Source organism: Streptomyces sp. DSM 106670 (assembly GCF_055792845.1).
The window spans coordinates 2,179,962-2,206,126 of record NZ_CM147704.1 but is presented as its reverse complement, the minus strand read 5'-3'; the positions used below and the strand labels follow the sequence as shown (position 1 = coordinate 2,206,126).

At 72.4% G+C, this 26,165-nt stretch carries 20 protein-coding genes; 8 read left to right on the top strand and 12 right to left on the bottom strand.

Annotated features, from left to right (window positions below; all coding sequences use genetic code 11):
* Positions 1-185: 185 nt before the first annotated feature.
* The 3 genes from ACSMXR_RS09730 to ACSMXR_RS09720 are packed head-to-tail and all read left to right on the top strand — an operon-like array spanning position 186 to position 3,436.
* Positions 186-1,436 (top strand): aspartate kinase, encoded by a 1,251-nt coding sequence (locus ACSMXR_RS09730; protein WP_473171642.1) that lies wholly within the window; start codon positions 186-188, stop codon positions 1,434-1,436.
* A gap of 29 nt (positions 1,437-1,465) precedes the next feature.
* Positions 1,466-2,266 carry a 2-amino-3,7-dideoxy-D-threo-hept-6-ulosonate synthase gene (locus tag ACSMXR_RS09725; RefSeq protein WP_137233284.1) on the top strand — a complete coding sequence of 267 codons (801 nt, stop codon included), beginning with the start codon at positions 1,466-1,468 and terminating at the stop codon, positions 2,264-2,266.
* Between the two features lie 60 nt (positions 2,267-2,326).
* Positions 2,327-3,436: a 3-dehydroquinate synthase II gene (locus ACSMXR_RS09720; protein WP_218527632.1), complete on the top strand. Its 1,110-nt coding sequence runs from the start codon at positions 2,327-2,329 to the stop codon at positions 3,434-3,436.
* A gap of 80 nt (positions 3,437-3,516) precedes the next feature.
* Here ACSMXR_RS09720 and ACSMXR_RS09715 read toward each other — a convergent pair whose 3' ends face one another.
* The 6 genes from ACSMXR_RS09715 to ACSMXR_RS09690 all read right to left on the bottom strand — a co-directional run bounded on the left by ACSMXR_RS09715 (position 3,517) and on the right by ACSMXR_RS09690 (position 10,971).
* Positions 3,517-4,557, bottom strand: a complete 1,041-nt coding sequence (locus ACSMXR_RS09715; protein WP_218527633.1) for a methyltransferase — start codon at positions 4,555-4,557, stop codon at positions 3,517-3,519.
* Complete coding sequence (locus ACSMXR_RS09710; RefSeq protein WP_473171641.1) at positions 4,554-6,308, bottom strand: class I adenylate-forming enzyme family protein; 1,755 nt, start codon at positions 6,306-6,308, stop codon at positions 4,554-4,556. The genes ACSMXR_RS09715 and ACSMXR_RS09710 overlap by 4 nt, the downstream gene beginning before the upstream one ends.
* Before the next feature lie 124 nt (positions 6,309-6,432).
* Positions 6,433-6,795, bottom strand: a complete 363-nt coding sequence (locus tag ACSMXR_RS09705; protein WP_030078093.1) for a VOC family protein — start codon at positions 6,793-6,795, stop codon at positions 6,433-6,435.
* A gap of 119 nt (positions 6,796-6,914) precedes the next feature.
* Entirely contained in the window at positions 6,915-9,485 is a 2,571-nt protein-coding gene (locus tag ACSMXR_RS09700; protein WP_473171640.1) for a helix-turn-helix transcriptional regulator, read from the bottom strand.
* Between the two features lie 337 nt (positions 9,486-9,822).
* Entirely contained in the window at positions 9,823-10,137 is a 315-nt protein-coding gene (locus ACSMXR_RS09695; protein WP_030622184.1) for a DMT family transporter, read from the bottom strand.
* A 93-nt stretch (positions 10,138-10,230) separates the two neighbouring features.
* Positions 10,231-10,971: an SDR family NAD(P)-dependent oxidoreductase gene (locus tag ACSMXR_RS09690; RefSeq protein WP_098026451.1), complete on the bottom strand. Its 741-nt coding sequence runs from the start codon at positions 10,969-10,971 to the stop codon at positions 10,231-10,233.
* A 100-nt stretch (positions 10,972-11,071) separates the two neighbouring features.
* Here ACSMXR_RS09690 and ACSMXR_RS09685 point away from each other — a divergent pair, with 100 nt between their 5' ends.
* Both ACSMXR_RS09685 and ACSMXR_RS09680 read left to right on the top strand, forming a co-directional pair.
* Positions 11,072-11,686 carry a TetR/AcrR family transcriptional regulator gene (locus ACSMXR_RS09685; RefSeq protein WP_137233279.1) on the top strand — a complete coding sequence of 205 codons (615 nt, stop codon included), beginning with the start codon at positions 11,072-11,074 and terminating at the stop codon, positions 11,684-11,686.
* A gap of 37 nt (positions 11,687-11,723) precedes the next feature.
* A complete protein-coding gene (locus tag ACSMXR_RS09680; RefSeq protein ID WP_137233278.1) occupies positions 11,724-12,989 on the top strand; it encodes an MFS transporter in 1,266 nt (421 codons plus the stop codon).
* A gap of 13 nt (positions 12,990-13,002) precedes the next feature.
* Here ACSMXR_RS09680 and ACSMXR_RS09675 read toward each other — a convergent pair whose 3' ends face one another.
* Both ACSMXR_RS09675 and ACSMXR_RS09670 read right to left on the bottom strand, forming a co-directional pair.
* The gene (locus ACSMXR_RS09675) at positions 13,003-14,397 is read right to left on the bottom strand and encodes a carboxyl transferase domain-containing protein (protein WP_473171639.1); all 1,395 of its coding nucleotides are present in this window, start codon (positions 14,395-14,397) and stop codon (positions 13,003-13,005) included.
* Entirely contained in the window at positions 14,390-15,874 is a 1,485-nt protein-coding gene (locus ACSMXR_RS09670) for an acyl-CoA synthetase (RefSeq protein WP_473171638.1), read from the bottom strand. Before ACSMXR_RS09670 ends, ACSMXR_RS09675 begins: the two co-directional genes overlap by 8 nt.
* A 351-nt stretch (positions 15,875-16,225) precedes the next feature.
* Between ACSMXR_RS09670 and ACSMXR_RS09665 the strand changes: the two genes are divergently transcribed.
* Together ACSMXR_RS09665 and ACSMXR_RS09660 are read left to right on the top strand one after the other, a co-directional pair.
* Positions 16,226-18,715: a PQQ-dependent sugar dehydrogenase gene (locus ACSMXR_RS09665; protein ID WP_473171637.1), complete on the top strand. Its 2,490-nt coding sequence runs from the start codon at positions 16,226-16,228 to the stop codon at positions 18,713-18,715.
* The gene (locus ACSMXR_RS09660) at positions 18,712-20,874 is read left to right on the top strand and encodes a glycoside hydrolase family 99 protein (protein WP_473171636.1); all 2,163 of its coding nucleotides are present in this window, start codon (positions 18,712-18,714) and stop codon (positions 20,872-20,874) included. Before ACSMXR_RS09665 ends, ACSMXR_RS09660 begins: the two co-directional genes overlap by 4 nt.
* Positions 20,875-20,964: 90 nt before the next feature.
* Here the strand turns inward: ACSMXR_RS09660 and ACSMXR_RS09655 are convergent, their stop codons facing one another.
* Positions 20,965-22,188 carry a nitrate/nitrite transporter gene (locus ACSMXR_RS09655; RefSeq protein WP_137233273.1) on the bottom strand — a complete coding sequence of 408 codons (1,224 nt, stop codon included), beginning with the start codon at positions 22,186-22,188 and terminating at the stop codon, positions 20,965-20,967.
* Between the two features lie 127 nt (positions 22,189-22,315).
* Between ACSMXR_RS09655 and ACSMXR_RS09650 the strand changes: the two genes are divergently transcribed.
* The gene (locus ACSMXR_RS09650) at positions 22,316-22,747 is read left to right on the top strand and encodes an Lrp/AsnC family transcriptional regulator (RefSeq protein WP_030078115.1); all 432 of its coding nucleotides are present in this window, start codon (positions 22,316-22,318) and stop codon (positions 22,745-22,747) included.
* A gap of 73 nt (positions 22,748-22,820) precedes the next feature.
* On the opposite strand, the gene ACSMXR_RS09645 is transcribed toward ACSMXR_RS09650, so the two are convergent.
* From ACSMXR_RS09645 to ACSMXR_RS09635, 3 genes are all read right to left on the bottom strand, one after another.
* Positions 22,821-24,317, bottom strand: a complete 1,497-nt coding sequence (locus ACSMXR_RS09645; protein WP_381856052.1) for a GAF domain-containing protein — start codon at positions 24,315-24,317, stop codon at positions 22,821-22,823.
* A gap of 88 nt (positions 24,318-24,405) precedes the next feature.
* Entirely contained in the window at positions 24,406-25,443 is a 1,038-nt protein-coding gene (locus tag ACSMXR_RS09640) for a rod shape-determining protein (RefSeq protein ID WP_030078118.1), read from the bottom strand.
* 130 nt (positions 25,444-25,573) lie between these two features.
* Entirely contained in the window at positions 25,574-26,143 is a 570-nt protein-coding gene (locus tag ACSMXR_RS09635) for a hypothetical protein (protein WP_381908262.1), read from the bottom strand.
* Positions 26,144-26,165 lie beyond the last annotated feature (22 nt).

Sequence of the window (26,165 nt, the reverse complement as noted above, 5' to 3'; positions counted from 1 at the left end):
TCGCCGCGACGGCACATCACGCCAACGCGGGATATCGGCGGCGTGCGGGCGGAGTTCGGGCGTCCGGGGATTTCCGGAACGCCGAAGCCGTACATCACGTGTATCCGTGATCCGGTACCCATCGCCGATGTGTAGAAATGAATTCGCGCAACGTCATGTGCCCCGATCATCCGGTGCGAGGACATATGCCAGCAGCGATCCAGAAGTTCGGCGGGAGTTCCTTGGCGACTCCCGAGAAAATCCGCCAGGTCGCGGAGGTCGTCGCCCGTTCCCATTCCGCGGAGCGGGGCTCGGTGGTCGTCGTCTCGGCCCGGGGCGAGGAGACCGACGTCCTGCTGTCGGCGGCCGCGGAGCTCGGTGCCGCGCCGCCGCCCCGGGAGCTCGACCAACTGCTCACCACGGGGGAGAACGCCGCCGCCGCGCTGCTCGCCATCGCCCTGCACGACCGGGGGCTGCCCGCCGTCTCGCTGACCGGGCCGCAGGCGGGCATCCGCGTGAGCGGCACGTACGGCGCGGGGATGATCTCCGCGATCGAGACGGGCCGGCTGCTCGCCGAACTGGGGCGCGGACGGGTCGTCGTGGTCTCCGGCTTCCAGGGCGGCGACGGGAGAGGAGACGTGATCACACTCGGCCGCGGTGGTTCGGACACCACCGCGGTGGCGCTGGCGGCCGTGCTCGGCGCCCGCGCCTGCGAGATCCACACGGACGTTCCGGGGATCTACACCGCCGACCCCCGGGTCGTACCGGAAGCGCGCGTGCTGCCCACCGTCGACGCGGCGGTGATGGCCGAAATGGCCTTCGCCGGGGCGCGGGTGATGCATTCGCGTGCGGTGGAACTGGCCGCGGCCAACGATCTGGACGTGGTGGTACGCGGCTCGTTCTCGGCAGAACCCGGAACCACCATCCTCGGACGGAGCGCCGACATGCTCGAAACGCAGGGACCTGTCACCGCCGTCGCGCACGACATGAACATCGCGATGGCCCTCACCCGCTCGGACCGTGCACGGGACGGTCTCGCGGCGGACATCCTCACCGAACTGGCCCGGTCCGCCGTCCCCATCGACCTGCTCTCCTTCGGCGTCCCGGACGGTCCGGGCCTCCGGATGGGGTTCGCCGTGCCCGGCAGCAGGCTGCCCGCCGCGCGGGAGGCCATCGACCGGATCGCCGCCCACCTGGGCTGCGAGACGGAGGTCGACGAGAAGGTCGGCAAGGTCTCGCTGGTGGGGGTGGGCCTGCTGAACCGGCCCGACTGCACCGCGCGGCTCCTCGCCGTCCTGGCCCGGCTGGACGCCACCCCGAGCTGGGTCTCCTCGACCAACCTGCGGGTCTCGGCGATCATCCCGCTGGACCGGGTTCCGGAGGCGGTCAACGCGTTGCACCAGGAGTTCGGCCTCGGCCGCGACGACCTCGAAGCGCAGACGCTGGTCACGGCATGACCGGTGACGAGCACAGAAGGAGCACCCCCATGACGCTCAACGGCTCGTTCGGCGCGCGCCTGCGCGCCCGCAAGCTCTACCGGAACTCTCCCGACCGGCTGCTGGTGGTCCCGCTGGACCACTCCGTCACCGACGGGCCCATCGCCTCGGCCGCGGGCCTGAACCACATGGTGGGCCGGCTCGCCGACAACGGGGTCGACGCGGTCGTGCTGCACAAGGGCACCCTGCGCCGGCTCGACACCGAGCCCTTCACCCGGACCTCGCTGATCGTGCACCTCAGCGTGAGCACCATGCACGCCCCCGACCCCGACGCCAAGTACCTGGTCAGCGACGTCGAGAACGCCCTGCGCCTGGGTGCGGACGCGGTCAGCGTCCATGTGAACGTGGGCTCCGCGGGCGAGGCCGTCCAGGTGTCCGACATGGCCGCCGTCGCGGACGCCTGCGACCGCTGGAACATCCCGCTGCTGGCGATGATGTACCCGCGCGGCCCCGAGATCAGCGACCCCCGGGACCTGGTGCTCATCAAACATGTCGCCACCCTCGCCGCCGACCTGGGCGCGGACCTGGTCAAGGTCCCCTGCCCCCGTACGGTGACGGACCTGGCCGACGTCGTGAGCGCCTGCCCGGTCCCCGTCCTGGTGGCCGGCGGACAGGCCGCCGCCACCACCGAGGAACTGCTCGACGCGGTGGGCGACATCCTCGACACCGGCGTCGGCGGGCTCGCCATGGGGCGCAACATCTTCCAGGCCGACGACCCGGGCAAACGCGCCCGTCAGATCGCCGACCTGGTGCACGCCCCGCCCGCCCGGTACGGCCCGGCCCGCCTCTGACCATCCCCGTCACCACCTCGCCCCATCCGGAACGCACCGAGGAAACCGAGGAAGAGGACCATGAAGCTCACCTGGCTCGATCTGCGCAAGAAGAACGACATCACCCCCGCCGTCCTGGAGGAGGCGGTGCACCAGCGGCTGGACGGTGTGGTGGCGTCCTCCGCGGCGGACCTGGCGGATCTCCCGCCGACCGTGAAGAAGGTGCTCTTCCCCGACGGCCCGGACCTGCCGGAGGACTTCGGCCAGGCCGACATCGTGATCGTACGGCCGGAGCAGCACGGCGAGCCCGCCGTCCTCGCCGCCCGCCACCCCGGCGTGGAGTTCGGCCGGTACGTGGAGATCGTGGACGCCCCGACCCTGGAGGTGGCCTGCCGCGCGGCCGCCACCGAGCGGTGGAGCATCCTGTGGTTCCGCGACCCCACGAAGATCCCGCTGGAGATCGTCATCGCGGCGGGCAAGGCCGCCAAGGGCACCGGCAGCATCATCACCGTCGCCCAGGACGTCGAGGAGGCCGAGATCATCTTCGGTGTGCTGGAACTCGGCTCCGACGGTGTGATGCTGGCCCCGGCGAAGGTCGGCGACGCCACCGCCCTCAAGGCCTCGGCCGTCTCCCGCACCCCGGACCTCGACATGGTCGAACTCACCATCACCGCCACCGCCCACATCGGCATGGGGGAGCGGGCCTGCGTCGACACCGTCACGCACTTCCGCCAGGACGAGGGCATCCTCGTCGGCTCCCACTCCAAGGGCATGATCCTCTGCGTCAGCGAGACCCATCCGCTGCCCTACATGCCCACCCGGCCGTTCCGGGTGAACGCCGGAGCCATCCACTCGTACACGCTGTCCCAGAACTCCCGCACCCACTACCTCAGCGAACTCACCGCCGGCAGCAAGGTGCTCGCCGTCGACGTCAAGGGCCAGACCCGGGTCGTGGCCGTCGGCCGGGTCAAGATCGAGAGCCGTCCGCTGCTCTCGGTGGACGCGGTGGCCGCCAACGGCACCACGGTCAACCTGATCCTCCAGGACGACTGGCACGTCCGGGTGCTCGGCCCTGGCGGGGTCGTGCACAACAGCACCGAACTCAAGCCCGGCGACGTCGTCCTCGGCTATCTGCCCACCGCCGACCGGCACGTCGGCTACGCGATCGACGAGTTCTGCCTGGAGAAGTAGGACCGCCGACCGCCACAACGGCCCGGGGCCCGGGGAACCGATCGGTTCCCCGGGCCCCGGGCCGTCCACCGGCCGCCCCGCTACGCGGGCACCGCCACGATCACGCTCGTGGGCGCCCGGGTCGGCCGGGTCTCCTTGTGCCGGAACCCGGCCTTCTCGAAGAGGTCCACGTACTCGGCCTCCGTCCGCACATGCCCGGTCAGCAGCGTCAGCATCACGATGTCCTCGAACTTGCCGAAGTGCGGGGTGTCGCCCTCCGGCAGCACCTCGTCGATGATGATCAGCCGGCCCGAATCGCCCAGCGCCCTACGGATGTTGCGCAGGATCCGTACGGCGTCCTCGTCGTCCCAGTCATGGATCGTCCAGGACAGCACATAGGCGTCGCCGCCCTCCGGAACCGACTCCAGGAAGTCCCCGCCGACGCACTCGGCCCGGTCCGAGAGCCCCAGACCGGCCAGCACCGCCTCCGCGTCCGGCACCACCCTCGGCAGATCGTGGACCACCGCGGTCATCTCCGGATAGCGCTGGAGCAACGAGCCCACCAGCCGCCCGTGCCCGCCGCCGACATCGACCAGCCGGCGTACGTCGGAGAGGTCGTAGGCGTCCAGCGTGCTGGAGTTGACCATCACCGACATGCTGCTCATCGCACTGTTGAACAGCGAGGCCAGCTCCGGGTGTTCGGAGAAGTACGTCCACCAGTCCGTGCCGTGCAGATGGTTGAACGACGGCTTCCCGGTGCGCAGGCTGTGGGCCAGCGCACCGAAGGAGTTCTGCCGCTCGGGCAGACCGACGTACCGCGCCAGATCCCGCATCGACCCCGGTACGTCGCTGCGCAGCGTCGCCGCCAGCGGGGTGAGGGCGAAGGTCTGCGGCTCCACCTCCGTGAAGACCCCGACGCTCGCCAGCGCCCGCAGGCCCCGGTAGAGCGCGCCCGGGTGCGCGCCGGTCCGCTCCGCGATGTCGTCCACATGGCGCACCTCGTCGCCGATGGCGTCGGCGACCCCCAGATCCGCCACGGCGATGATCAGCTGGCTCACCAGCGAGCTGTAGAGCATTTCGTACATCCGGACCGGCGGGGGAACGTCGCCGGTCGGCTCGGGGTCGAACTGGTAGCGGGTCATGAGCTGCTCTCCTCGGTGCCCGGCGAGGGCCGGACGAGTACGTCGGCGAAGTGTTCGCGCAGGCTGCGCTTGAGGACCTTGCCGGTGGCGCCGGTCGGGAAGTGCTCCGGCTCGGTGGCGAGCACCGCCGCGCTCAGGGCGGTGAGCCCCCGGGCGCGCAGTACGTCGTTGAGCGCGGCCAGCAGGTCGGCCGGAGCCTTCGCCCCGGGCTTCAGCAGGACCGTGGCGAAGGGCGCCTGCTTGCCGAGCGGCGGGGGAGCGTCGACCGCGACGACCGCGCAGTCGGCGACCTCGGGCAGGCCGAGCAGGATCGCCTCCTCCATCGGCAGGCTGTAGACCGGCCCTTCGGCGGTCTCGATGACGTCCGGCACCCGGTCCAGATGGAAGAACCGGCCGCGCCGGTCCCGGTAGACGATGTCCCCGGTCAGCCAGAACCCGGAGACGGACGACTTGCCCGTCAGCTCGGTGTTGCCCCAGTAACCCGGCGTCCGCGTCGGTGAGATGACGCCGAGTCTTCCCGCCCGGCCGGGGCCGAGCTGCCGTCCGTCCGGGTCGAGCACGGTGGCCCGCTCCACCACCTTGACCGGCCTGCCGACGCACCGGTCGTAGTCCTGCCGCTCCGGCTCGCTGACCTTGCGGAACAGCGCCATGCCCATCTCGGAGGAGCCGAGCCCGTCGATGAACCGGGAACCGGCCCGCGAGCTCCGCCCGCCGGGCAGGGCGACCGGCAGTCCGCCGCTCCGCCCGCCGGGCCGCCGGCCGTGCCGGATGAGCGCCTTGATGTGCGCCTCGTGCGCGGAGTCGCCCGTGTTGATCCAGGTGTGGACGTTCCCGACCGCCGAGGGCGACAGGTCGAGTTGGGCGAGTTCCGCGTACGTCTGCGGGAAGGCGACCACCAGGGTCGGCCGGAACCAGCCGGCCGCGTCGTGCACCGCCTCGCCCGAGGAGTCCGCCATGACCAGCGTCGGCAGCCCCAGCAGGGTGGCCGTCATCAGATAGCTGATGCCCGCCGAGTGGGTCTGCGGCAGCGCGGACAGCATCCGGTTGGAGCCCGCGTCGGGGAAGCTCACCAGCCGGTGCCGCTTGCCCCGGAAGAACTGCCGGTGGCCGAAGGTGACGGCCTTCGGCGGCCCGGTGGTGCCGGAGGTGTGGCACAGCATCACGAGGTCGTCCTCGCCGTGCCGGTAGGGGAAGACGCCCGGCAGTGAGGGCCGGGCGCTCCGGGTGCGGGGGAACGAGCGCAGGTCCTTCTCGAAGGCCAGGGTCTTCGGCAGACCGCCCGACTCGCGCAGCCGGTCGATGCCCCCGGCCGTGCCGACCAGGCCGTACACCCCGATCCGGGCCAGGTACTCGGCGGCCACGGCCGGTTTCATCCGGCCGTTGACCAGAGCGGCGATGGCGCCGAGCGAGCTCAGCGCCAGGAAGTGCAGAAAGGCGTCGATGCCCTCGCCGGCGTAGACGCCGACCGGGTCGCCCTTGCGTACGCCCGCCTCGTGGTACCAGGAGGCGTACGCATCACGTATCTCCGTCAGACGGTCGAGGCTCAGCCGCTCCAGACCGTCCTCCTCCGGGCCTCCCGCGTGCTGCGCGAGGAGGAAAGGGGCCGACGGGTCGGGGCTGACGGCACGGGCATGATCGAGGAAACTGCCCACCCCGAGGGTGGGTTCGGCCAGGAGCCGGAGCCGGGCACGCAGCGGCATCCGTGCCGCCGGCGCGAGGCCCATGCTGATGACGCCGGTATTTTCGCGCATGCGTTCCTTCCGGGAAGAAGTGACGACGGGGACCTGCCCTCGCGGCCGCCGCCGCCCGCGCGACGGCGTGCGGCGGCGGCCGGAAGCGCTCGAAAGCACTCGGCAGCGCTCGGGAGCGGCCGGATCAGCCCTCGTAGACCGTCAGTTCGTAGCCGTCGGGGTCCTTGAACTGGAACTCCCGGCCGCAGAACCCGTCGCAGGGCGGCTTGGTGATGGTCACGCCGTGGTCCGCCACCGTCTTGGCCAGACCGTCCGGGTCCTTCGCCTTGATCCACAGGACGACGCCCCAGCCGAGCTCCGTCACGGAGTCCAGGTCCACCGTGGCCTGGCGCAGGGCGATCTTGATGGGCTCGGTCTCCAGCACGGCGGCGGTGGGGACCTTGGACTCCGTCTCCTTGAAGCCGATCACCTCCGTGTAGAAGCGCCGGGCCCGTTCGACGTCACGGACCTGGAGGGTGAGGAAGTTGGGTCCGATCGCGTTCGTCATGAAGTGCCTCTCTGCCGTTGCGTCACCAACCCTTGGACGGCTCAAGTGTGTTGGGGCACGGGATACGCGGCATCACGTGTTCTCGTGAACTCGGCCGGGCGCGCGCGGACGCCGTCGGCTCAGGCCGAGCCGGCCGGCGGGACCTCCTCGTGGGTCAGCACCTGACGGGTCAGCTCGACCCGGCTGGTCACCCCGAGCTTGGTGAAGCTGTGCCGCAGATGGCTGTCCACGGTGTGCGGGGAGAGGAACAGCTTCTCCGCCACCTCCCGGTTGGTCAGCCCCTGCGCCACCAGCCGCACCACGCGCAGCTCGGACGGGGTCAGCTGGTCCCACCGGGCCCGGGGCCCCTCGACCGGGTCCAGGTCACGGTCGCGCCCGCGGGTGCGGCGCCGCACCGCCAGGGAGCGCAGGGTCTTGCGTACGCGCAGGGCGTCGCCCCGGGCACCGTGGTTCTGGTAGCGGGCCAGCGCCTCGTTGAGCAGACCGATCGCCGTGCTCCGGCCGCCCGCCTCGTTCTCCGCCAGCGCCAGGTCCTCGGTGGCCGCGGCGAGCGAGAGCGGCCGGGGTCCGGAGCGGTACGCCGACACGGCGGCGCGCAGCCGGCCCACGTCGTTGCACAGGACGCCCTCGGCGTGCGCGGCGGCGGCGACCGCCGAGACCACCGTGGGGTTGCGGGTGGCGACCAGGCGGGCCGCCTCGGCGACGGCCGTGGCGCGTTCGGAGTCCCCGGCGTTCATCGCCGTACGGACCAGGCAGGCGCCCGCGTGCGGTTCCCGGGTCAGTAACAGGGGCCGCTTCGGGACGCCGGAGTAGACGGGGGAGAGGGTGTCGAGTGCGGACTCCCGGTTCTCCTCCGCACTGTGCAGCAGAGCCGTCACCCAGGACAGCTCCTCCCGCGCCGCGCCGCTCGCGGCCGCCGACAGCCGGGAGGCGTGGACGACATGGCGGTTGGCCTCCGTCAGCTCGTGCCGGTGGACCGCCACCCGGATGCGCAGCGCGAGCGGCCCGACCGCGAGGGCCGGTGCGGCGAGCCGCTCACAGATGCGCACCGCCTCGACGGCGTCCTCGTCCGCCTCCTCCAGCTGCCCGGCCGCCAGCTTCAACTGGGCCCGGTGGTAGTGCCACATGGGCCGCACCCAGGGCAGCGCCACATGGTCGGAGGGGTCGCACCGCTCGGCGAGGATCTCCCCGGCCTGGTCGAACTCGTCCGACGCGGTCAGCGCGACCGCCAGCCACAGCTGGTGGTGGGCCCGGCTCGTCCGGTCCCCGTGGTCGCGGGCGATCCGGAGCGCCGCGCGGGCGTGCGCGACCATCTGCGCGTGCAGGCCCTGCACCTGGGCGGCCGAGTACCGCAGCGTCGTCCGGTACATCAGCTCGGCGTACGGGGCCGGCGGCGGGGCGGGCGGAGCAGCCGGGCCCCTGCCGGTGCCGGTCAGGGCAAGCTGCCCGGCCTCGGGTAAGAACGGTCCCGTCTCCGGCACGAACGGCCCGGCCTCCGGCGCGAACTGTTCCGTCTCCGGCGCGAACCGGGCCTCCGGATGCGCGGCGGCCGGGACGAGGCCGTCGCCCTCGCCCCGCCGGCCGAGCATCAGATGCTCCAGGAAGGTGGGCGCCGACCGGCCCTCGCGCCACAGAGTGGCGGCCGCCTCCCGGTGCAGGGCGGTCCGGGTGGGCTCGGAGAGCCGGTCGTACAGGGTCTCGCGGACCAGCGGATGCCGGAAGGCGAGGGTGGGCCCCTCGTCCTCCAGCACCGACGCGGCGATCAGCTCGCCGATCAGCGGCAGCAGTTCCACCGGATTGCGGCCCAGCAGCCCGGCCGCCTCATGGATGGAGAACCTCTGGCCCAGCACGGCCACGGCATCCAGAATGCGCAGGCATTCATGGGAGAGCCCGCGCAGATGATGCACGACGGCCTGCCGGAATGCGGGTGCGGGCTCGGCGTCGAGGAGGACGGCGACACCGTCCTGAACGCAAATTCTCCCGTCGGACAGGGAGGTGACGAGAAGTTCGTTGAGGAGAAAGGGATTTCCGTTGACGCGGGCCACCAGGGCGAGAACATCGTCGTCCGGGCAGGCGCCGAGCAGTTCCGCGGATATCTCCGCCACGGCTTCCGGTGAAAGCGATTCCAGCCGGTGGCGCGCGGCCCCTTCCCGGATGAGCCAGTCGATGGTCTCCTGGGCATGACCGGGTGTGCGCGAGGCGCCGCGCGCCAGTATCCACAGGACCGGCAGGGTGACCGAGGCGTCGATCAGATTGCGCAGGGCGTCGGCGGTGAGATCGTCCACGAGGTGTGCGTCGTCGAGGGCCACGAGCAGCGGCCGGTCCCGGGTGGAGCGCCGGAGGAATTCCACGATGCGGTCGACCGGAGCGAGCGGATCGAAGGTCCGGCGGTCGGTGAGGAGGACATAGTCCCGCGCGGAGAGGTTCTCCCTCAGGACGCGGCGCAGTGTGCTGAAGGGGGCCCCGGTGTCCAGTGGTACGGCCGTGCCGGCGACGAGGCCGAAGCCCGAGGCCTCCCCGTGCATTCCGGCCAGGCGCAGCAGTTCGCTCTTTCCGGTCCCCGCGGCGCCTTCGACGACCAGGCAGCCGCCGCCCCCGGACGCCGCTCGCCCGAGGGCCTGTCGTATCTCGTAGAGGATGGTCTCTCTGCCCGGAAACGCGGGCGCGGTGGATTTCACATCGTTGCCCATCAACATCCGTAACCTCAACAGATCAAGTCACTGAAATACTTCCGGCCTCCTGTCCGAGACGGCTCGGTGGCAGGCCCCAGGCACGGCTGGGCGGCGGGCGGGAAGAGTGTGCTTGGTGCGGTGCGAATTGCTGAGAAGTGAGTCTGACCCGGAACTGGGGGGATCTACCCCATTCGCGGATTTCCAATCTGGCTGAAATGTTCTTGTCACGAGTCAGTGGCCTATTGTCGGGATACCGGTGTGTGATTGTCGCGATTTCGCTTGTCGCACGTTCGTATCCAGGCCCCCGCACGGGGCGGGGGCCTGGATGGGCGGGGCCGGGTGACCCCCGGCGGACTCAGGCTTCCAGCAGTCTCAGCCCCACCACTCCGGCGATGATCGCCACGACACAGGCCAGCCGGGCCGCGGACGCGGCCTCGCCCTGGACGATGCCGGCGGTGACGACTCCCGCCGCGCCGATGCCGACCCAGACCGCGTAACCCGTGCCGACCGGCACCTCACGCAGCGCGAAGGTCAGCAGTACGAAGCTCAGCAGGGAGAAGGTGACGCCGATGACGCTGGGCCAGAGCTTGGTGAAGCCGTTCGATTCCTTCAGGGCCAGGGCCCACACGATCTCCAGGAGACCGGCCGCCGTCAGGATCACCCATGCCATCGCTCCTCCGCCCGTCCGTGTCGCCGGTCCGTCGGTGGTCATGGCGACGCACCGTCGCTTTCCGTCCGTCGCCGTCCGGCGACCCGGTCACGGTCAGGCGGTGTAGCCACCGTCGACCGCCAGTGAGGTGCCGGTGATCCACTGGGCGTCCGGACCGGCGAGGAAGGCCACGGCCTTCGCGGTGTCGGCCCCCGCGCCCAGCACCTTCGCCGCGGTCCTCAGGCGCTCCTCCTCGGCCTCGTCCGTGCCGTCCGGGTTCATGTCGGTGACGGTGGGGCCGGGGTCCACGATGTTCGCGGTGATCCCCTTGGACGCCACGTCGTGCGCCAGCCCCTTGGTGAAGCCGATCAGCGCCGACTTGCTCATGGCGTACAGCGTCACGTCCGGCACCGGCACCCGGGTGGCCCAGCAGCTGCCGATGCTGATGATGCGTCCGCCGTGTCCCAGGTGCGGGATGGCGGCCTGGGTGGCCAGGAAGACGGCCCGCACATGGACGGCCAGCGTGCGGTCGATCTCCTCCAGCGTCACGCCCTCGATCGGCCCGTAGGGGAAGATCCCGGCGTTGTTCACCAGGATGTCGAGCCGGCCGAGCTCGGCCGCGGTCTGCTCGACGGACCGGACGACGGCCGCCGGGTCCGCGCTGTCGGCCTGGATGGCCAGGCCCTTGCGCCCGAGCGCCTCGATCGACTTCACGACCTCCTGGGCCTTGTCGGCCGCGCTCACATACGTCAGGGCGACGTCCGCGCCCTCCTCCGCCAGTCGGAGGGCGGTCGCGGCACCGATCCCGCGGCTTCCTCCGGTCACCAGTGCCACCTTGCCCGCAAGCTGAGGCATCTCGCTCCATTCACGCTAAGGTATATATCTAGGTCGGACGATCCAGAAATACTAAACAGGCAGGATGTCCGGGGGTCAACCCTTCCCCGAGGAGGCACAGATGGCCGAAAGAGGCCGACCGCGCGCGTTCGACCGCGCCGCGGCACTGCGGCGTGCGATGGAGACGTTCTGGGAGTTCGGGTACGAGGGCACGAAGCTCACGGACCTGACCGCCGCCATGGGCATCAACTCCGCCAGCCTGTACAACACCTTTGGCTCGAAAGAGCAGTTGTTCCGCGAGGCCGTCGCGCTCTACGACAGCACCACGGGCTCGGCGACCAACCGCGCCCTGCGCGAGGCGCCGACGGCACGGGCCGCCGTGGAGGCCATGCTGCGCGGCAACATCGACACCTTCACCGACCCGGCGACGCCCAGCGGCTGCATGATCGTCCTGTCGGCCACCAACTGTTCGCACCAGAACCGGCAGGTCGCCGAGCATCTGTCCTGGTGGCGGCGGACCTCCGTCACGGATCTGGAGAAACGGCTCGAACGGGCCGTCGAGGAGGGCGAGCTGGCCCCGGACACGGACGTCCGCTCGGTCGCCGCCTTCTACGCCACGATCCTGCACGGCCTGTCGATCGAGGCCCGCGACGGCGTCCCGCTGGAGCGGCTCCGCTCCACCGTCGACCACGCGGTGGCCCTGTGGGACTCGCTGGTACGGCAGCCGGTGGGGTGACAACGCCCCGCCGGGAGGGTGCTGGCTACCATCCCGTGTGACCGAAACGAGCGAACCACCTGTACACCGCAGCCATATATTCGCCGACCTGACGCCGCTGCGGGCCTCGCCCGACTACCGGCGGCTCTGGTTCGGCAACACCGTCTCCTGGATCGGCCAGGGCATGACGGCACTGGCCGTCTCGCTCCAGGTCTACGACATCACCGGGTCCGCGTTCTCCGTGGGGCTCATCGGGTTCTGCTCGCTCGTGCCGCTCGTCGTCTTCGGGCTCTACGGCGGGGCCGTCGCCGACACGGTGGACCGGCGCAAGCTCGGCCTGTTCAGCGCCACCGGGTCGTTCGTCCTCTCCCTCGTCCTGGCGGGCGCGACCGTCGCGGGCGTCGAGCACGTCGGTCTGCTGTACGCGATCGTCGCCCTCCAGGCCGTCTGCTTCGCCCTCAACGCACCGGCCCGCTCCTCGATGATCGCCCGGCTCCTCCCGGCCGAGCAGCTGCCCGCCGCCAACGCGCTGACCACCATGACCAGCACGACGGGCACGCTCGTCGGCCCGATGCTCGGCGGACTGATCGTCGGCTGGTGGGGCTACCGCGCCGCGTACACCGTGGACGCCGTCTGCTTCACCGCCTCCCTGTACGCCATGTGGCGGCTGCCCTCGATGCTGCCCGACCGGCAGAAGAGCGACACGGGCAAGCGGGCCTCGGTCCTGGACGGGCTGCGCTTCCTCGGCACCCGGCCCAACCTCCGGATGACCTTCTTCACCGACCTGTGCGCGATGGTCCTCGCCCACCCCCGCGCCCTCTTCCCGGCCGTCGCCGTCCTCTGGTACGGGGGCGACGCCCGGACCACCGGACTCCTCGTCGCCGCCCCGGCCCTCGGCGCCCTGCTCGGCGGGGTGTTCTCCGGCTGGTTCGGCCGGGTCCGGCGGCACGGACTGGCGATCCTGCTGGCCGTCGGCTCCTGGGGCACCGCCATCGCCGTCTTCGGGCTCACCCGGAATCTCTGGCTCGGGCTGCTCTTCCTGGCGCTCGCCGGATGCGCCGACACCGTCTCCATGGTCTTCCGCAACACCATGCTCCAGGCGGCCGTGCCCGACGAGATGCGCGGCCGGCTCCAGGGCGTCTTCATCGTCGTGGTGGCGGGCGGCCCCCGCCTCGGCGACTTCCTGGCCGGTTCCGTCGCCGACCTCGCCTCGCCCGCCGTCGCCGTCACCGGCGGCGGCATCCTCTGTGTGACGGGCGTGGCCCTGCTCGCGCTGAAGTGGCGCGCCTTCGCCCGCTACGACGCCCGCGACCCGCAGCCGTGACCACGCCTCCGGTTCAGCCGACGATCGAGCGGGCGAAGCCCAGATCCACGAGGTCCTGCGGGCGCAGCCGCAGCTGGTCGGCGGTGGCCCCGGTCTCCGACGGCGGCCGCTTGAGGATCGCGGCGGCCAGTTCGGGCGCGATGACCGAGAAGTAACTGTCCGCCGTGACATGGGTGTTGCCCGGAGCCGCGAGAGCCAGCGCCCCGCCCGAGCCGCCCTCGCCGATCACGAGTGTGGTCACCGGCACCCGGGCCGCCGCGATCGCCGCGAACGTCTCGGCGATGGCCGCGCCCGCCCCGGCCCGTTCCGCCTCGGCGTCGTTGGCCGCGCCCGGGGTGTCGACGAGTGTGAGGACCGGGACGCCGAGCCGGTCCGCGAGCCGGATCGTCCGGGCCGCCGTACGGTATCCGGCCGGGCGGGTCGCGGTCCCGCACTGTGCGACGTACGCGACCGGGCTGCCGTCCGCGCGCAGCCCGAAGCCGCACAGCAGCCCCGGGTCCGTGCCGCCGCACCGGTCCCCGTGCAGGGGCAGCCGCACGGCGAAGTAGTCGGCCAGATACGCCTCCGCCCGCGGCCGCCGGGCATCGCGGGCCCGCGCCACCGCCTCCCGCCCGGTCTCCGGCAGCCGCGCGGGAGCCTGCGGCGCGGCGGGAGCCGACGGTACGGGCAGGGCGCGGGGCACCGGGGCGGCGGGCGGCCCGGGCGCGGGCGGCGCTTCGTGCGGCCCGAGCGCGCGCAGCCAGTGCGTCACCGTGGCGGCCAGCTCGTCGGCCGGTACCACCGCGTCCACCTGGCCCGCCGCGAACTGGCCCTCGGCGCTGTACGCGTACGGATCCGCGTCCGCCGGCCGCACCCGCGACCCGGCGAAACCGACCTGCGCGCCCGGCAGGGCCAGCACCACATCCGCGCCGGCCCCCACGGTGGCCCAGCCGCCGCCGGTCGTCGGATCGCGGACCACGGCGAGCTGCGGGAGCCCGGCCGCCCGCAGCCGGGTGGCGGCGGCGGCAACCCGCTGGAGCTGGGTGAGCGCGACCATGCCCTCCTGCATCCGGCTGCCACCGGTGGCGACCAGCGCGAGCAGCGGCAGCCGCCGGGTCAGTGCCAGCTCGTACGCGGCCTCCAGCCGGTCGCCCGTCCGCTGCCCCAACGACCCGCCCAGGAAGCCGAATTCGAAGGAGAGGAGTACACACGCGCGGTCGCCGACGACCCCGGTGCCGTACACCACGGACTCCTCCTCGCCGGTCCGCGCCCGGGCCCGCTCGCGCGCCGCGTCGTAACCGGCCCAGCCGAGCGGCCCGTCGGCCGGCAGATCGCGCGGCGGCGGCAGATGCTCGGTGAAGCCGGCCGGGCCGGTGAGCAGGGTGACGGCCTCGCGGGCCGTCATCCGGGCGGGGTTCTCGTCAGGCACGGAGCGACCTCTTCATGATCTTGCCCAGGTCGTTGCGGGGCAGGGCGTCCAGGTAGCGCACGGTGCGCGGGCGCTTGTGCGGGGCGAGCTGGGCCGCCACATGGTCCGCCAACTCCTCGGCGGCGGGCGGAGATCCGGGGTCGGCCGCGACCACCCAGGCAACGACCCGTTCGCCGAGGTCGGCGTCCTCCTCGCCGGTCACGGCCGCCTCCCGGACCCCGGGGTGGGCGAGGAGCACGTTCTCGATCTCACCCGCGCCGATCTTGTAACCGCCGCTCTTGATCAGGTCGGTGGCCTTGCGCCCGACGATGGTGACGTACCCGTCCGTGTCCACCGTGCCCACGTCGCCCGTACGGAACCAGCCGTCCGCCGTGTGCGCGGCGGCGGTGGCGTCGGGCCGGTTGAGGTAGCCGGTGAACAGATTCGGCCCCCGCACCTGGATCTCACCGATCGCCCCGGCCGCGTCGAGCACCGTGCCGTCCTCCTCCGCCAGCCGCAGCTCCACCCCGGCGAGCGGCGGCCCCACCGTGCCCGGGCGCGGCACGCCGTCCGCCCGGATCCCGGTGTTCATCAGGGTCTCGGTCATCCCGTACCGCTCGATCACCCGCCGCCCGGTCGCCGCCGCGATGCGTTCGTGGTCGTGCACGGGCAGCGCCGCCGACCCGGATACCAGCAGCCGCGCCGACGTCAACGCCCGTGCCAGCGCGTCCCGTTCGGCGGTGCCCGCCGGGGCGTCCAGCGCCTCCGCCAGCCGGTGGTACATCGTCGGTACGCCGAAGAGCATCGTGCCTCCGGAGCCGAGCTCACGGGCCACACCCTCGGCGGAGAACTTCCCCAGGTGGCGCAGGGAGCCGCCCCGGCGCAGCGGACCGAGGACGCCCAGGATCAGCCCGTGGACGTGGAACAGCGGCAGCGCGTGGACCAGGACGTCGTCACCGGTCCACCCCCAGGCGTCCTCCAGCGCGTCCAGCGACGCGGCGACGGCCCGGCGGGGCAGGACGGCTCCCTTGGGCGGTCCGGTGGTGCCGGAGGTGTAGACGATCAGGGCGGGGTCCTCGGGGTCCTCGGGGCCCGCCGCGCCGCCCACGCGCCCTTCCGGGCCCTCCGCCGCCTCCCGCGCGTCCACCGTCACCCGCCGCAGCTTCTCCAGCGCGGGCGGCAGTACGTCGTCCGGGCCCGCCAGCACCGCCGTGGGCGCGCTGTCGGCCAGGATGTGCGCCAGCTCACGCTCCCCGGTACGCGGGTTGAGCGGTACGGCGGGCACCCCGGCCCGCAGCGCGGCCACCACCGCGATCACCGTCTCCGGTGTCGGGGTGGCCCAGACGGCGACCCGGCCCGCGTCCGCGATACGGGCGGCGAGCGCGGTGGCGGCCCCGGCCAGCCGGCCGTAGGTCAGGGAGAGATCACCGAAGCGGACGGCCTCCCGGGAGGCTGCCGGGCCGGTGGGGGACTGGAGCGCGGGAAGAAGGAGGGTCACCCGGGAAGCCTAGACGGCCCTCCGGGCTGAGGCCCGGAGGAATTGCTGCACGGAGCACCGAACCGGAATTTTGACACGACCTTGACAAATTATTTTTGCGTTGCCAGCATGCAAAAAGCCTGCCCGGCAAGAGCGTTGGAGCGCTCTCCGGAAGCAAGAATCTGCCTGCGCCCGTGCACCGGCGCAGTCGTCGCACGCCTGCACACCGCATGCCCGTACGCCGTGCCCCGCACGTCGTGCACCCGCATGCCCGCACGCCGTACGCCCCGCGCGCCGGGCCCCGTACGTCGCAAAGCGCGACAGCGCCTTGCCTGACAGACCCCACGTACCGTCAGGAAGGAACGACCGACCATGTCACCCGCACCCCCACGGTGGTCCAGATACGCCACCGCCCTCGCCGCGCTCCTCGCGGCCACGCTCGCCGTCCCCGCCGCGGGACCGGCCCTCGCCGCCGACCCCGAGGCCCGCGCCCCGCGCATCGCGGCCGACATCCCGGCCGCCGACTACCAGCAGGTCCAACTCGCCCTCGGCGCGGCCGAACTGGGCGAGGCCATGTCGCTCGCCGTGCTGCCGGACCGGTCCGTGCTGCACACCGCCCGCGACGGCACGGTCCGGCTGACCGACGCGGCCGGGTCGACGAAGACGGCGGGCAAGCTCGACGTCTACACCCATGACGAGGAGGGCCTCCAGGGCATCGCCGTCGACCCGGGTTTCTCGGCGAACCGCTATGTCTACCTCTACTACTCGCCGCTCCTGGACACCCCGCCCGGCGACGCCCCCACCACCGGCTCCGCCGCCGACTTCGCACCGTGGAAGGGTCACCTCAACCTCTCCCGCTTCGTCCTCAAGGCCGACGGCACCCTCGACCTCGGCAGCGAGAAGGTCGTCCTGGAAGTCGAGAGCGACCGGGGCCAGTGCTGCCACGTCGGCGGTGACATCGACTTCGACGCCGCCGGGAACCTGTATCTGACCACCGGCGACGACACCAACCCCTTCGAGTCGGCCGGCTACGCACCCATCGACGAACGCACCGACCGCAACCCGCAGTTCGACGCGCAGCGCTCCTCCGGCAACACCAACGACCTGCGCGGCAAGCTGCTCCGGATCAAGCCGACCGCCGACGGCGGCTACACCGTCCCGGCGGGCAACCTCTTCGCCCCCGGCACCGCGAACACCCGCCCCGAGATCTACGCGATGGGCTTCCGCAACCCGTTCCGGATGTCCGTCGACAAGAAGACCGGAGCCGTCTACATCGGCGACTACGGCCCCGACGCCGGAACCACCGACCCGAACCGGGGCCCCAGCGGCCAGGTCGAGTTCAACCGCGTCACCGAGCCCGGCAACTTCGGCTGGCCGTACTGCACGGGCACCAACACGCCCACGGAGACGTACGGCGAGTACACCTTCCCCAGCGGTCCCGCCGGGGCGAAGTACGACTGCGCCGCCGGCCCCGCCAACAACTCCTTCCGCAACACCGGCCTCGCCACCCTGCCGCCGGCCCAGCCCGCCTGGATCCGGTACGCCGGTGACGCGGGCTCCCCGCCGGAGTTCGGCGGCGGCTCCGAATCCCCGATGGCCGGACCCGTATACAACTTCGACGCGAATCTCGACTCCACCGTGAAGTTCCCCGCCTCCCTCGACGGCCGCTTCTTCGCCACCGAGTACGGCCGGAAGTGGATCAAGCCGGTCGAGGTGAAGGCCGACGGATCACCCGGGACCATCGACACCTTCCCGTGGACCGGCACCCAGGTGATGGACTCCGCGTTCGGCCCCGACGGCGCGCTGTACGTCCTCGACTACGGCACCGGCGCGAACAACCAGGCGCTCTACCGCGTCGAGTACCTCGCGGGCAGCAACCGCTCCCCGGTCGCCAAGGCGGCGGCCGACAAGACGTCCGGGCCCACGCCGCTCGCGGTCTCCTTCTCCTCGGCCGGCAGCGCCGACCCCGAGGGCGGAAACCTCACCTACGCCTGGGACTTCGGCGACGGGGCCACCTCCACCGACCCCAACCCCAGCCACACCTACACCACCGCCGGGACCTTCAACCCGACCCTGACCGTCACCGACCCCGAAGGGCTCACCGGCTCCGCCAGCCTCGTCGTCACGGCGGGCAACACCGCGCCCACGGTCACCCTCATCACCCCGGCCGACGGCAGCCTCTTCTCCTTCGGCGACTCCGTCCCCTTCACCGTGACCGTCAGCGACCCCGAGGACGGCACGGTCGACTGCTCCAGGGTCAAGGTCACCTACCTCCTCGGCCATGACAGCCACCGCCACCAGATCACCTCGAAGAACGGCTGCTCCGGCACCATCGACGTACCCGTCGACGGGGAGCACGACAGCGCCGCCAACATCTACGGGGTCTTCGACGCCGAGTACACCGACGCGGGCGGGCTCACCACGCACAGCGACTCGATCCTCCAGCCCCGCCACCGCCAGGGCGAGCACTTCGCCGCCCAGAACGGCATCGAGATCGCCCCGCACGGCTCCGCCGAGGGCGGCGCGGCGGTCGGCTACACCGACGACGGCGACTGGGTCTCCTTCACGCCGTACGTCCTGTCCAACGCCACCTCCATCACCGCACGGGTCGCCTCGGGCGGCGCGGGCGGCACCCTGGAGGTACGGGCCGGCTCCCCGACGGGCACCCTGCTCTCGTCCCTGCCCGTCGTCCCGACCGGCGGCTGGGAGGACTACGTGGACGTCACGGCGGACGTGAACAACGCGCCCACCGGATCCACCGAGCTGTTCTTCGTCTTCACCGGCCCGACAGGTCAGGGCAGCCTCTTCGACCTGGACGCCTTCACCTTCAGTACCCAGGGAGCACAGGTGAGCGACCGATGAGACGATCCCGTATCCGCCGCCTCGCCTGCGCCGTGGCCCTCGCCCTCGGCGCGGCCTTCCTGAGCCCCGGCGTGCAGAGCGCGGCGGCCGCCGACCCGTACCAGGTCCTGGTCTTCTCCAAGACCGCCGGATTCCGCCACGACTCCATCCCGGCGGGCATCACCGCCCTCCAAGAGCTGGGCGCGGCGAACGACTTCACCGTCACCGCCACCGAGGACGCGACCGCCTTCACCCCGCAGAACCTCGCCGACTACGAGGCCGTCGTCTTCCTCTCCACCACCGGCGACGTCCTGAACGACACCCAGCAGAGCGCCCTGAAGGGGTACGTGGACGGCGGCGGCGGATTCGTCGGCGTCCACGCGGCCGCCGACACCGAGTACGACTGGCCGGAGTACGAGGACCTGGTCGGGGCCTGGTTCCAGAGCCATCCGGCGATCCAGGAGGCCCGCCTCACCACCGAGGACCACGTCCACCCGGCGACCGCGCACCTGGACGACACCTGGACCCGGACCGACGAGTGGTACAACTACCGCTCCAACCCGCGCGACAGCGTCCACGTACTCCAGTCGCTGGACGAATCCAGCTACAGCGGCGGCGAGATGGGCGGCGACCACCCGATCACCTGGTGCCACCCGCAGCAGGAGGGCCGCTCCTTCTACACCGGGCTCGGCCACACCATCGAGTCCTTCGCCGACCCGGACTTCCGCCAACTCCTGCTCGGCGGCGTCCAGTACGCGGCCGGAGCCGTCGAGGCGGACTGCGGAACCGGCGACCCGGGTCCGGACCCGGGCGGCGACAGCGCGGAGGCGGAGGCGTACACCTCCTCCTTCGGCGTCCAGAGCGCCGCCCACGGCTCCGCGAGCGGCGGAGCCACCCTCGGTTACATCGACGACGGCGACTGGGCGGGCTACTCCTCCCTCGACACCGCCGGGGCCACCGCCTTCACCGCCACCGTCTCCTCGGCCGGCGCGGGCGGCACGATCGAGGTCCGCTCCGGCTCCGCCACCGGGCCGCTCCTCGGCTCGGTGGACGTCGCCCCGACCGGCGGCTGGGAGACCTTCACCGAGGTCACCACCGCCCTGACGGCCGGCACGGGCCCGCTGTTCCTGCGGTTCACCGGGGGAGCGGGCGCGCTCTTCGACGTCGACCGCCTCACCCTGACCCGCGCCCCGGCCACCGAGGCCGAGGGCTCGTCCAACGTGCACCTCTTCTACTACCCCTGGTACGGCACCCCCGAGGGCTCGGGCGGCTGGCGGCACTGGCAGCAGGGCGGCCACACCCCGCCCGACTCCATCGGGGCCGACCTCTACCCGAAGCTCGGCCCGTACGACTCCGGAGACATCGCCGGAGCCGTCGACCAGCACATGGAGTGGGTGAAGCAGTCCGGCGCGGGCGTCATCGTCTACAGCTGGTGGGGACAAGGGGGGTACGAGGACGGCCTCGCCGGTGACGTCCTGGACGCCGCCGCCCGCCACGGCATCGAGGTCGCCTGGCACATCGAGCCGTACGGGAACCGCACCGCCGCCTCCGTCGTCGACGACATCGCCTATCTGGAAGGGAAGTTCGGCGACCACCCCGCGTTCTACCGGGACGCGGCCCACGGCGACCGCAACGCCTACTACATCTTCGAGAGCCTGAGGATCCAGGACTGGTCGGCCCTCGACGCCGTCAAGGACACCGCCATCGTGCTCGCCCAGACCACCGACACCACCAAGGTCGGTCACTTCGGCGGGATCTACACCTACGACGGCATCGCCGGGGCCACCGCCCCCGGCTGGAAGCAGGCCGGCGACTACGCCAAGGCCAACGGCCTGGTCTGGGCCCCCTCGGTCGCCCCCGGCTACATCGACGACCGGGCCGTCCCCGGCAACACCACCCCCACCCTGGGCCGCGCCGACGGCGCCTCCTACGACCTGGAGTGGAACAACGCCCTCGACCCGGCCATCGGCGGCGATCCCACCTGGGTCTCCGTCACCTCGTTCAACGAGTGGCACGAGGGCAGCTCCATCGAACCGGCCTCCTCCACCCCGCCCCCGGGCCACGGTTACGAGACCTTCGACGGGGCCTACGGAAAGACCGGGGAGGCCGCCGAGACGGCCTACCTCGACCGGACCGCGTACTGGGCGGACCGGTTCGAACAGCGGCTCCGGCAGCGCTGACGGCCGCACCGGGCCACGCACACGAACGGCCACGCACAACGAACGGCCGCGTTTCGGCGGGGACGCGGCCGTTCTTCCGTGCCCGAGGTCTCACCCGTCGCGCTGGATGTTCCGCATCCGCCCGTACGCGTACACACACCCCGCCAGCGCCAGGTCCGACAGCAGCATGAAGCCGATCGCGTAACTGTCCTTGGCGCTGTAGATCGCGCCCATCACCAGCGGCGGCACGAAGCCGCCCAGCCCGCCCATCGCGCCGACGATGCCCGTCACACTGCCCACCTTCGGCTGCGGCGTCACCTGCGAGACCAGGGCGAACACACTGCCGCTCGCGGTGCCCAGCCCGGCCGCCATCGCCAGCAGCGCGATCGTGCCGACCGGGTTCAGCGGCGGCTCGAAGGCCTGCACGATCGCCATCAGCGCGGCCAGCAGCAGCGCCGCCGAGGTCACCAGCGCCGGATGGGCCCGGTCCGAGAGCCAGCCGCCGATCGGCCGGAAGACGACCGTGACCAGGGCGAAGCCGGCCGCCTTGGTGCCCGCCTCGGTCGGCGACATCTCGTACCAGGTCTTCAGATACGTCGGCAGATAGACCCCGAACGCCACGATGCCGCCGAAGCCGATCGCGTACAGCGCCGACAGCTCCCAGGTCACCCGCAGCTTCCCGGCCTCGCCGAGCCGGTGCACCAGCGTGTCCGTGGGGATCTTCCGGCCCGGGTGGTCGGTCACCAGCACGGCGGCCACCAGCGCGAACACCACCAGCGCGCCCGCCACCACCAGGAAGGGCAGATTGTCGCCGTGCTTCGCGATGCGCGGGGTGAAGTAGCCCGACAGCGCCACCCCGCCCATGCCCATCCCGAACACGCCCAGCGCGAAGCCCCGCTTGGCGGGCGGGAACCACGCGTTGACCAGCGGAACACCGATCGCGAACGTCGTGCCGCCGAGCCCGAGGAGAAAACCGACCGCGAGCATCGCCCCGTAGGAGTTCTTCGCCGGGATCAGCAGCAGCACCGGCACGATCGTCAGCGCGGAGACCAGCGGGAACATCAGCCTCGCGCCGTACTTGTCGGTGAGCGCCCCCACCGGGATCCGGCCGAGCGACCCCACCAGCACCGGCACGGCCACCAGGAACGACTGCTGGAACGAGCTGAGCCCCAGCCGGTCCTTGTAGTCCCCGGACATCGGCGCGATCAGGTTCCACGCCCAGAAGGTCAGCGCGAAGCCGACCGTCGCCAGGACGAGGTTGCGGTACGCGGCCGGGGACGGCGCGGCCGCCGCCGGGGCGGGCGGCTCGGGGGACTGCTTGACGGAGGTGTCCACACCGGCAAGTCAAGGGCGCGGGGCACCGCACGGCCCGCCGGGCTGCGCCGACCGGGGGACACCGGGCGCCCGCGGCCTCGCACGGCTTCCCTCAGCCGATATCGCCACAAGCTGGGACAATCACGGTATGGATCGGCTGGACAGGGAAATCCTCGGCATTCTCCAGGAGGACGCCCGGATCTCGTACCGGGATCTGGGCGTACGGGTGGGGCTCAGCGCCAACGCGGCGGGCGACCGGGTCCGCCGGATGCGCCGCGACGGGGTCATCCGCGGCTTCACCGTGATCGTCGACCCGGCTGCCGACACCCGTTCGGGCCTGGTCGTCTTCATCGATGTGACGCTGCGCCTCGACACGACGAACGAGGAGTTCGAGCGCTCGGTGCTGATGCTGCCCGGGATCACGGAGGTGGTCCATGTGACGGGCGGCCACGACTACCTCGTACGGGCCACCGCCGCCGACCCGGGAGCGCTGGACACGCTGCTGCGCCGGCTGAAGCGGGAGGCGGGCATCGCCCACTCCAACACCCGGATCGCGCTGCGGGCGGCCCCGAAGCACTGAGACCGGGGCCGGGGCCCGCGCACTCCCGGACCGGGGCCGCCCGCCGGGCTCGCCGGGCCGCCGGGCCCTCGGCTCAGAGCGGGGCCTGCCAGGTCACCGTCGTCGGCCGGCCGTCCTCGCCGCGCCCGTCGTCCGAGACCACCAGCCGCACCCCGGTCCGCCCGTCCGGCAGCCGGACCGTGGCGTCCACCTCCACCTCGATCGCCGAGACCCCGGGCCTGCGGTGCGCGACGGCCAGCGCCCCGCGCAGGGCGGCCAGCAGCTCCTTGCCCGTCTCCGCGCCCACCAGCGCGTCCACCGCCCCGGTGAACTGCACCGACGGCGGGAAACCCAGCAGGGCCGCCGCACCCCCGGTCTCCCGCAGCACCCGGCCCCGGAAGGTGCTCGGGGCCTCGGCGGGCGGCTGCTGGAGGGCGAAGATCGCGGTGCGGACCTCCTGGATGGTGGAGTCCAGCTCGTCCACCGCCCGGCCCAGCAGTTCCCCGGCCTCCGCCTCCGAGGCGGCCCGCCGCCGGGTCGACTCCAGCATCATCTCCGTGGCGAAGAGCCGCTGGACCACCAGATCGTGCAGGTCACGGGCGATCCGGTCGCGGTCCTCGTACACCGCGAGCTGCTCCCGGTCGGCCTGCGCGTCCGCCAGCACCAGCGCCAGCGCCGCCTGCGAGGCGAACTGGGTCGCCAGCAGCCGGTCCACATCCGTGTAGGGGCGCTCGCCGCGCCGCCGGGGCAGCGCGAGGGTGCCGATGAGCCGCCCGCCGCTCTGCAGCGGCAGCATCATGCTGGGCCCGAACCGGGAGCGTACGTCGGTGGTCATCCGGGGATCGGTGGCCGAGTCGTCGATGAAGACCGGTTCGCCGCCGAGCAACTGCACCAGCACGGCGGAACCGGGCTCGATCACCGTGCCGACGATGCCCGCCGGATCGTCCAGCGTGGAGGCGGTGACGATCTCCATGCCGCCCTCCTCCGTCGGCTGGAGGATCACCCCGGCCGACGCGCCCGCCAGCGCCCGGGCCCGCTCGGCCACCGTCATCAGCGCGTCCGCCGCGTCGGTGCCGGTCAGCAGGGCCGTGGTGACGGCCGCCGCCCCCGCGATCCAGCGCTCGCGCTGCCGGGCCGTCTCGTACAGCCGGGCGTTGCCGATCGCGATGCCGGCCTGGGCGGCGAGGACCCGCAGGAGCGCCAGGTCCGTGTCGGTGAACGGCCCCGACGGCTTCCCGGCGAGGTAGAGATGGCCGAACACCTCGGTGTGCACCCGGATCGGGGCCCGGAGAAAACTCCGCACCGGCGGGCCGCCCGGCGGGCTGTCCGGTGCGCGACCCGGCGGACGGCCCGGCCGGGTCAGGGTGGCCGGCCGACCGGCGGGCTCGTCCGGGAAGAGGTCGAGGTGGCGCCGCTCCGCCTCCGTCATCCCGGCGGTGTACAGACTCTCGATCCGGTCCCGGTCCGGGTCCAGCACCCCGAGCGCGCCGTGACGGGCCCCGGTCAGGGCGGCGCCCGTGTCCACGATCTGCTGGAGGGTGGAGCCCAGCTCCAGATCGCTGCCGACGTTGAGGACCGCCTCCAGGAGCATCGGCAGCCGCCCGGCCGCCGCGGGGCCGGGGTCCACGGGCCCCTTCACGCGCGCCGTCCGGGCCGGCGCCCCGTCCGTACCGACGGGCTCACCCCGCCAGCGGGTTGAGGACCATCGGCTGGATCTTGCCGTCCAGCATCGCGCCCAGGCCGAGCACCGAGCAGACGTCGGGGCGCTCCGCGATGTGCACCGGCATCCCGGTCGCGTCGCGCAGCATCTGGTCGAGGCCCGGGAGCAGCGCGCTGCCGCCCACCATCATGATCCCGCGGTCCGCGAGGTCGGCCACCAGATCGGGCGGGCAGTCGCGGAGCACCTTGCCCACACCGTCGAGCACCGCGGTGAGCGGGGTGTGGATGGCCTGCCGTACGGCGGCGGTGTCGACCTGCACCGAGCGGGCCAGCCCGGTCGCCACGTCACGGCCGTGGATCTCGGTGAGGGCGGGGCCGGTGAGCTGGAGGCCGTTGCCGTGCAGGGCCAGCTGGAGCGGGCGCACGGACTGGCTCGGCAGCAGCAGCTCGTGGTGCTGGCGCAGATGCTGGATGATCGCCTCGTCGATCGCGTTGCCGCCCACCGGGATCCGGACGGCGGTCACGATCGAGCCGAGCGAGAGCACCGCGATCTGGGTGGTGGCGGCCCCGCACACCATGATCATGGTGGCGGTCGGCTGCTCGACCGGCAGCCCGCAGCCCACGGCCGCCGCGATCAGCGTGTCCACCAGCTCGACCCGGCGCGCGCCCAGCCCGACCAGCGTCTCCACCGTCGCGCGCTGGGCCAGCGGATCCGCCTCGTGCGGGGTGCAGGCGGCGGCGCGCAGCCGGGGCTTGCGGCGCAACTGGCGGCGGAGCTTGTCGCCCAGCAGATGACGCAGCATCCGCTGGGCCATCTCGATGTCGACGACGGTGCCGCCGGAGACCGGGCGGGCCACCCGGATGTACTCCGGGGTGCGGCCGGTCATCTGCTCGGCGAGCGCGCCGACGGCGATGAGGGAGCCGGTACGGGTGTTGACCGCGGCGACGCTCGGTTCGTCGACGACGAGCCCGAGCCCCTTGACGTACACCCGGGTCCTCGCGGCCCCGAGATCGACGGCGACATGGCAACGCTGCAACTGCTCAAGGCTGACGGTCACGGCGAGTTCTCCCGAGAGCGCGGATGGGGGCACCGGCGGCAGCCGGTCTCTCCTTGCATGGTCGCGCCGTTCGGCCCTTCGCGCGCGCTGAGCTGCGCCGTAAGAGGGCGGGAGCTGACGGCTCCTCAGCTCAGCGGGCCGGCAGCAGCCGCTGGAACAGACCCCAGGTGAACTCGGCCACGCGCTCCTGCCCGGTGGCCGGGTCGGTGACCGCCAGCGACCAGCGGGTCGGGGCGCTGCCCTCCATCGGCCGGGCCGGCGGAAAGGCGCGGGCCGCCTCGTCCACGGTGCACGACCAGGGGCGCAGATCCGTTACGGAGGTGAGGTCCGGGCCGGCCGCGCCCGGCGTCCGCACCAGCCACTCGTTCCACACGGCCCCGCCCGGACCGGCCATCACCTCGAACCGCAGATCCGGCCAGAGCGGCACCGGCCACAGCAGCGCCTCGCACTCCAGATCGCCGACCCGGCGCGGCAGCGTCAGCTCCGGTTCGCCGAGCACCGAGCGGTAGCGCCGCAGCGATCCCCGTCCCCGGGGCGCGCGCACCATGGCCTGCCAGCGGCGGTTGGCCTCCCGCATATCGGCGAGCGAGGCGCTCAGTTCGTGCCGGGCTTCCTCGACCAGGCCGGGCTGGAAATCGGCCATCCGGCGCAGCAGGACGAGCTGGAACTGGAGGGGGCCGAAGGGGGCGGGAGCGGTCATGTGGCCCATCCTCCCGCGTGTC